This is a genomic window from Photobacterium sp. SP02 (assembly GCF_038519165.1).
Lineage (GTDB): Bacteria > Pseudomonadota > Gammaproteobacteria > Enterobacterales > Vibrionaceae > Photobacterium > Photobacterium halotolerans.
Map to the genome: position 1 here is coordinate 103,050 of NZ_JASJOJ010000009.1, position 6,785 is coordinate 109,834.

At 45.0% G+C, this 6,785-nt stretch carries 5 protein-coding genes; 4 read left to right on the forward strand and 1 reads right to left on the reverse strand.

What is annotated here, in order from left to right; all coding sequences use genetic code 11:
* Positions 1-67 precede the first annotated feature (67 nt).
* A complete protein-coding gene (locus P0Y67_RS06540) occupies positions 68-2,437 on the reverse strand; it encodes a Lon protease family protein (RefSeq protein ID WP_342391218.1) in 2,370 nt (789 codons plus the stop codon).
* 770 nt (positions 2,438-3,207) lie between these two features.
* Here P0Y67_RS06540 and P0Y67_RS06545 point away from each other — a divergent pair.
* From P0Y67_RS06545 to P0Y67_RS06560, 4 genes are all read left to right on the forward strand, one after another.
* On the forward strand, positions 3,208-3,531 hold the full coding sequence (locus P0Y67_RS06545) for a hypothetical protein (RefSeq protein ID WP_342391219.1): 324 nt from the start codon (positions 3,208-3,210) through the stop codon (positions 3,529-3,531).
* 154 nt (positions 3,532-3,685) lie between these two features.
* Entirely contained in the window at positions 3,686-4,657 is a 972-nt protein-coding gene (locus P0Y67_RS06550) for a hypothetical protein (RefSeq protein WP_342391220.1), read from the forward strand.
* Complete coding sequence (locus P0Y67_RS06555; protein WP_342391221.1) at positions 4,654-5,145, forward strand: Panacea domain-containing protein; 492 nt, start codon at positions 4,654-4,656, stop codon at positions 5,143-5,145. The genes P0Y67_RS06550 and P0Y67_RS06555 overlap by 4 nt, the downstream gene beginning before the upstream one ends.
* A gap of 40 nt (positions 5,146-5,185) precedes the next feature.
* Positions 5,186-6,091: an AbiJ-NTD4 domain-containing protein gene (locus P0Y67_RS06560; RefSeq protein ID WP_342391222.1), complete on the forward strand. Its 906-nt coding sequence runs from the start codon at positions 5,186-5,188 to the stop codon at positions 6,089-6,091.
* Positions 6,092-6,785 lie beyond the last annotated feature (694 nt).

Consider the following 6,785-nt stretch of genomic DNA (forward strand, 5'->3'; position numbering starts at 1 on the left):
AAAAAATGCCATCCGGCGGGATGGCATTCTCTTTTCTTGTCAAACAAATACAGATTACTTGCACATCTTACTTTCGCATTGCATTGAGCTTGTTTTGCGCAATCCCCAGAACCGACTCCGGCGGGTAATTACCGTCCTGCCAGTCACCCGCGTCTTTGCCGGTGAGCAAGCTGATCGCCTCACTGACATGGGAAATCGCCCAGATGTGGAAATCACCTTTTTCAACAGCAGTGAGAATGTCTTTGCGTAACATCAGGTTATGGGCATTCGACTGCGGGATAATCACCCCCTGGTTATTATGCCGTCCCTTGATGGTACAGACGTCAAAGTAGCCTTCGATTTTCTCGTTCACGCCACCAATCGGTTGTGCCTGACCAAACTGATTCATCGAGCCGGTAATCGCAATAGACTGGTTGATCGGGCAGCCGGAAAAGGCCGAAATAATGGCGCACAGCTCGGCCATCGACGCACTGTCGCCATCCACGCCACCGTAAGATTGCTCAAACGTCAGATGGGTGGTCAGCGGAATGCGTGCACTCTTGCCGAACAGTGACGACAGGTAAGCGGTCAGTATCATCACGCCTTTTGAGTGAATTCGCCCGCCCAGCTTCACGCTGCGCTCAATGTCCATCACCTCGCCTTCCCCCCACGAAGTGGTCGCGGTGATCCGGTTCGGTAAACCGAAACGGTGATCCGAGGTCGACACCACGGACAGACCATTGATCTGGCCGATAACATCACCCTGGGTATCTATCAGGGTGGTGCCGTTTCTGAAGGTATGCAGCATCTGATCCTGCAGGCGGCTGACCCGTTTTTCCTGTCGCAGCAATGCCTGTTCAACATGGGCGACACGGATCATATTGGCATTGGCGGCTCTGGCGGTGTAATTGGTCTCGCGCAGCAGATTGGCGATATCCGCCGAATGCAGCGACAGTTTGTTCTGATCTTCGGCCTGGCGGGAGCTGTACTCAATGATGCGGGCAATGGCTTTGCGGTCGCAATGCAGCATGCCGTTATCGTGCACGATGCTGGAGATAAAACGCGCATACTGCAGCTCAGACTCATCGGTGCGTTCCATTTCATCTTCAAAATCCGCGGTCACCCGGAACAACTCACTGAAGTCGGGATCATAATGGACCAGCAACTGATAGGTCTGATAATCACCAAACAGGATGATTTTCACATCCAGCGGAATGGGTTCAGGCTCCAGCGAGATCGTCCCCGACAGCGTGACTTCCCGCTCCAGCGAACTCAGGTTCAGCTTGCGTGAACGCAATGCCCGTTTCAGGCCGTCCCACACATAGGGCCGCTCCAGCACTTTCACCGCATCCATCAGCAACACGCCGCCATTGGCACGGTGCAGACTGCCGGAGCGAATCAGCGAGAAATCGGTAAACACCGTGCCTTTGTAAGTCGCGTTCTCTATGTAGCCAAAGATGGCGTGATAGTTAGGACTCTCTTCCACCACAATCGGAAAGTGCTCACTCTCCTGGCTGACCAGCACATTAACCTGATAGCGACGCGGCATTTTCTTATCCAAGGCGGCATAAGACAGCGCGACCTGATCTTCACTTTCTTCTAAAAAGATATCGAGGTTTTCCAGAATGTCTTTTTGCATCGCCGTGAGATAGTCTTTGATCTCACTATGACCGCGGTACTGCTTTTTGAGCGGTTTGACAAAATGCGAGACGACTTCCAGCGCCACTTCTTCATTGAGCTTCTGGATCTTATCGGAAAACTCTTCTTCCCAGTCCGTGAGCTGGCGTGCAATGCCGCGCAGTTTCACTTCCAGCGCCGTGATAATCGTTTCGAATTTTTCCTGCTCTTTTTCAGGCAGCTCAACAAAACTTTCTTCGGTGTGCGGCTCTTCACCATTCATCGCCACTAACTGATAATCGCCCTGAGTCGTCAGGGTCAGACTCACTTTTTGCTCTTTCGCTTGTTCGGTTAAATTGCCCAGGGCCGTTTGCTGTTTCTCCGCCAACTGATTTTTCAGCTGTTCCGAGCGCGAATAATACATTTCGTTATCGAACGCCAGCGGCAACGCCTTAACCAGGCGCTGCATCAGCTTTTCAATGTCTTTTTTAAATGGAATACCCATACCCGGTTTTAATTTCAGCACTATAGGGGTACGTGTATCTTCAAAATTGGCGACATAACACCAGTCATACAGTGGCGTGGCATCCCCGTTCGGATCATGGCGGTTCAGATAACGCAGTACCATAGTCCGTTTACCCAGCCCGTTCCGGCCTATGGCATATATGTTGTACCCCTTTTCTTTAATCGACATCGCGAACTCAACCGCTTGCTGAGCACGCTCCTGCCCCACAATTTCGTTCAGGGGTGCTAAATGTTTGGTTGATGAAAACTCGGCATCCAGCCCGTTTAAGGTGCAGGTGCGGTACAGGGTATCTGCTTGTAATGATTTCATTGTCATACCCTTCCCCTTATCTCTCCACTGATAGTCATTTCAGTGTAGCCAGCAATTAGTTACTTTTTAGTGACTTAGCTTGGTTTTAAGGAGTTAATTGTCTGAGTGGTGGTTTTTTGTGCGATGGGAGGGGTTGTTGCTAGTCTTAACGTGAGTGAATTTGCATGTCGCGCTTTCACTTTTGTGCCTGCCTCAGCATTTTCTGATGCGCGCCAGGTACTCTTTTGTGGCAAAAAGAGTACCCAGAAATGCCTTTGGGTTCTTTGGTGTAGTCCGGGCCGGTTGTAGGCGCTCCCAGCGCCGACAACCTAAAAATTCGTCCTGAATTTTTCCCTAAAGCAGAGGAAATAGTTTGGATCGTAACTCGTTATTGCCCCGAAGCATGCTAGCACTCGTTTAGTGAATCGAAAATTGACGAAATTCTTGCCCTAACAGTTCTTATTGATTAACCCTGTTTTTAGCGCCTCTTCATGAATGAGCGGAACTGGATGGGTATACAGTCATATTCTAATTTAAGTAGATTTTTGTGTTTTTAAACTCATTAGTTTGCGAACTTTTTCAATCTGAAATTATCAAAACCACTTAAAATCAGTTAGATACACTTATACCAAATTAATTAATAGATTTGGAAAACGCGCATGCGCGTGTTTCCAGATGGTGTATTGGATAGAAAGTTGATAAGTTCTTTACATACAGATAGTTAACTGTGCTCGTTTTCACTGGCCTAACGTGGTAAACGCGCATGCGCACTAATAAAATGTTATGTGGATTAAGGTATGGATGGTTATCTGATTAAAGTGGAAAGGGACAGTGTGTGTATGGGCGATGACGTTGATGCACCGCATTCATACAGCTTCAAGCTTCCTTTGGATGCCAAACTGAGCGACATATTCAAGCATCTGGCGGGAAAGCGTTATCTGGCATCGGTAGCAGGTCGGAGTCACAGTTGGGAGGCGATCATTGGCAAGAAGTCGCTGGCGAAATTTCTAGCAAACAATCAAGAGCCAGAAGCTTCGGCCAGCCTTTTGGCTCAAGTTTCGAAGTACGAGAAAGACGGTGTTGTGCATGTTCGATTTAAATATAACAGTGTAACCACATAACATTCGGCTGTTGTCGCCCCTTCGGGGCTGGGACGGCCTTTTCGCTGCCGCGCGGCTCCGAGTCCCCCCCAAAGCCGGGCGTTAGCGCTCGTAGGCGTGGCTTGTACATATGAGCTATGATACTGTGTGTTTGAACATGTAAAGGGGGTTGGTTTTGTTCAAAAAATTTGGTTTTAGTGGAAATTCAGATTTTTTTAAAGACCTTGGCGATGGAATAGGTAAAGGGCTGTTCATCTTGTGTGCGGCCATAGGTACAGTATTGTTAACAGTAGGAGGAGCATATGCTGGTAGTTACACTTTTTCTACCAATTGGCAATCCACGATGGGCATTTGGTCGTCTCTCTGGTTAATTATCTGGAACCCTAACTCTGCATTATTATCTGGTGTTGTACTGTTTCTTCTCGGTGCGACAGGAACATACAAAGATCAAGATAGACAAAATAAGAAAATGCTTGAACTAAGCAAAGAAAATGAAGAATTGGGTGGCACTAAAAGTGCGTTAAATTCAGCACAGGAAGAATTGCAAGAGAGCATGTCTAAAATAATTGGCTTGCATGGTGAGCTTGTTCAAACTTGGCTGAAAGGGATGGCGAAGTTTCTAGAATTAGATAGTAACTCTAGAGTTACTATCTACTATGAGCATGATGAAGAATTTTATCTTCTCGAAAGGTATTCTAAGAACCCAACTTACGCAAAGGTACACCGTCAAAAATTCCCGTTAAACCAAGGAGTTATAAGTAAGGCTTGGGAACATGAAAGCCATATTGAAAGCGGGTGTCCACATTCAAATTCATATGAAGAGTATGTAAAATATCTTGACGAGCATTATGAATACAAAAAAGAAAAAATTGATACGTTAACAATGAAAAGTTGTAGGTATTATGCAAAAGCAATTATTGATGCTGATATTCATATTGGTGTTATTGTCCTTGAAGGCACAGAAATTAATTTTTTTGAGAATAACTTTGAAAGAAAAGTTACAGAATACTGCAGAGATCATCAAGGTCAACTTTCAAAGTTTGTTCGAGATAGCCTTCTGTTTGATAAAGAAGTAAATATTAAGCGAGAGGGTAAAAGCATATCTGTCGAAGATGATATTCTTCAAATGATGGAGACTGAAAGATGAAAAAGTTGCAACGAATCATAGCTTTCCTGTGTTTAGAATATCCTCATAAGTCTGAAATTACGAAAGCTAGATTGACTAAAATGGTTTATTTGGCGGATTGGTTTTCTGCATTAATTGATGGAAAACAACTAACAAAAATTGAGTGGGTCTTTAATCATTATGGTCCATATGTAGATGATGTTGTTGAAGCAGCACATAGTGCTCTTGGATTTAAAATTGAACACCAAAACACAATGTATGGTACGTCAAAATATGTAATTTCATATAAAGGTGATATAGAAGATCTGGATTTAAAAGAACGAGAAAAAGAAATTTTAACCGCAGTAATACTGAAGACTAAATCGATGTATTTCAATGAGTTCGTTGATTATGTTTACTCGACATACCCAGTGAAAACCAAAGAAAGGTATTCCTCGTTTAATTTGGTCCGTCTAGCAGAAAAGTATAAAAAAGAAAGCGCTAACGCCGCCAGACAGTCGGACGCGTAAACGCGCCGCTGCTGGCGGCGTTAGGCAGTCAAGAGGGTGTATGGAATATTACAGCGAAAAAATAAACGGTTCTCAGCCCAGAAATGTCGAAGCTATTTCTCCCAGTGTATGGGGAGGAATTGTTGCACTAATAAATGGGTTAGTTGCTTCGGGGGCATTCGGTAAATATTTTCCAGAAGAATGTCCTGACGGCCAAGGGGTATATGCTACAAATGAACAATCGTTCAAATTGGCTTTATGTGCCGAAGTCCCAGACATTGAGTATCCTTTCGTTACCGAAAAGTCAGATGACGACAGTTGGATAGCAGAGAAGAATAAGTATGCACCTAATTATCTTTCGGTATTAGACCTTGTCCAATTTTGTTATGAGTATGTGTCAAAACCTATTCAAGGATCTCATCACAGCTATTTTAATCACTACCATCTAAGCTTTGATTGTGATGAGGGTAAAACGGAGTTCAGAAATAGAGTTAATCGTATATTTTCACGAAATGGAATTTCATATGAATTGAAGGCCAATGGCAATATCATCAGATTAGCCCCTGAAATTTTATCTGAGTCGCTTAATGGTGCTATATTTAATACTCCAGATTCCACGTTGAATCGAATGCTTGAAGAATCTCGTGATAAGTTCCTACATCCAGACGAAGCTATTCGACGAGAGAGTTTGGAGCGCCTTTGGGATGCATGGGAAAGAATTAAAACGGTACTAAATCCAGTAAACAAAAAGGTATCAGCAACACTTCTTCTAGAAAAATGTGCATCCGAGGAAAACTTTAGAGAGTTATTAAACGAAGAAGCTAAAAAATTGACCGAGATAGGAAATAAGTTTCACATTCGTCATAGTGAGGTTGGTCAGATCGAGATTCAAACGAGTTCTCAGGTAGACTATATCTTCCATCGGTTATTCTGTTTTATCTTGTTGGCTTCAAAGAATTTGGCTTAACAAGTTGCTGCACTCGGAAAAAATATTCGCTACGCTCCAATTTTGCCGCTGAGCGCAGCGTTAACTCATAGAAATTTTAATCTGAAACTGACGTGTTAGAGTTAAGGCTTTAACTCAAAAATGTCCAAAAACGAGTATACAGCCCAAGAAACCCACTCCCACGGGGAAAAAATTCAGGACGAATTTTTAGGTTGTCGGCGCCGGGAGCGCCTACAACCGGCCCGGACCACACCAAAGAACAAAAAGGGGCTTTCTGGGTACTCTTTGCCCCAACAAAGAGTACCTGGCGCGCAAACTCAGATGCCCAAGTGAACCACCAGACTCAAGCGCGACATACCATCACCCCCGTTTACGCTGCAACAACCCCAAAACCCAAGAAACCCACTCCCACAGGGAAAAATTCAGGACGAATTTTTAGGTTGTCGGCGCCGGGAGCGCCTACAACCGACCCGGACCACGCCAAAGAACAAAAAGGGGCTTTCTGGGTACTCTTTGCACCAACAAAGAGTACCTGGCGCGCATTAGACAATGCCAAGTGAACCACCAGACTCAAGCGCGACATACCATCACACCCGTTTACCAAACACCAACTCCAAAACCCAAGAAACCCACTCCCTCAGGGAAAAATTCAGGACGAATTTTTAGGTTGTCGGCGCCGGGAGCGCCTACAACCGACCCGGACCACACCAAAGAA

Excerpts from the sequence above, each read along its gene's own strand:
- P0Y67_RS06555 (WP_342391221.1), top strand. The coding sequence starts at position 4,654 with ATGAAAAAGTTGCAACGAATCATAGCTTTCCTGTGTTTAGAATATCCT.
- P0Y67_RS06560 (WP_342391222.1), top strand. The coding sequence starts at position 5,186 with ATGGAATATTACAGCGAAAAAATAAACGGTTCTCAGCCCAGAAATGTC.
- P0Y67_RS06545 (WP_342391219.1), top strand. The coding sequence starts at position 3,208 with ATGGATGGTTATCTGATTAAAGTGGAAAGGGACAGTGTGTGTATGGGC.
- P0Y67_RS06540 (WP_342391218.1), bottom strand. The coding sequence starts at position 2,437 with ATGACAATGAAATCATTACAAGCAGATACCCTGTACCGCACCTGCACC.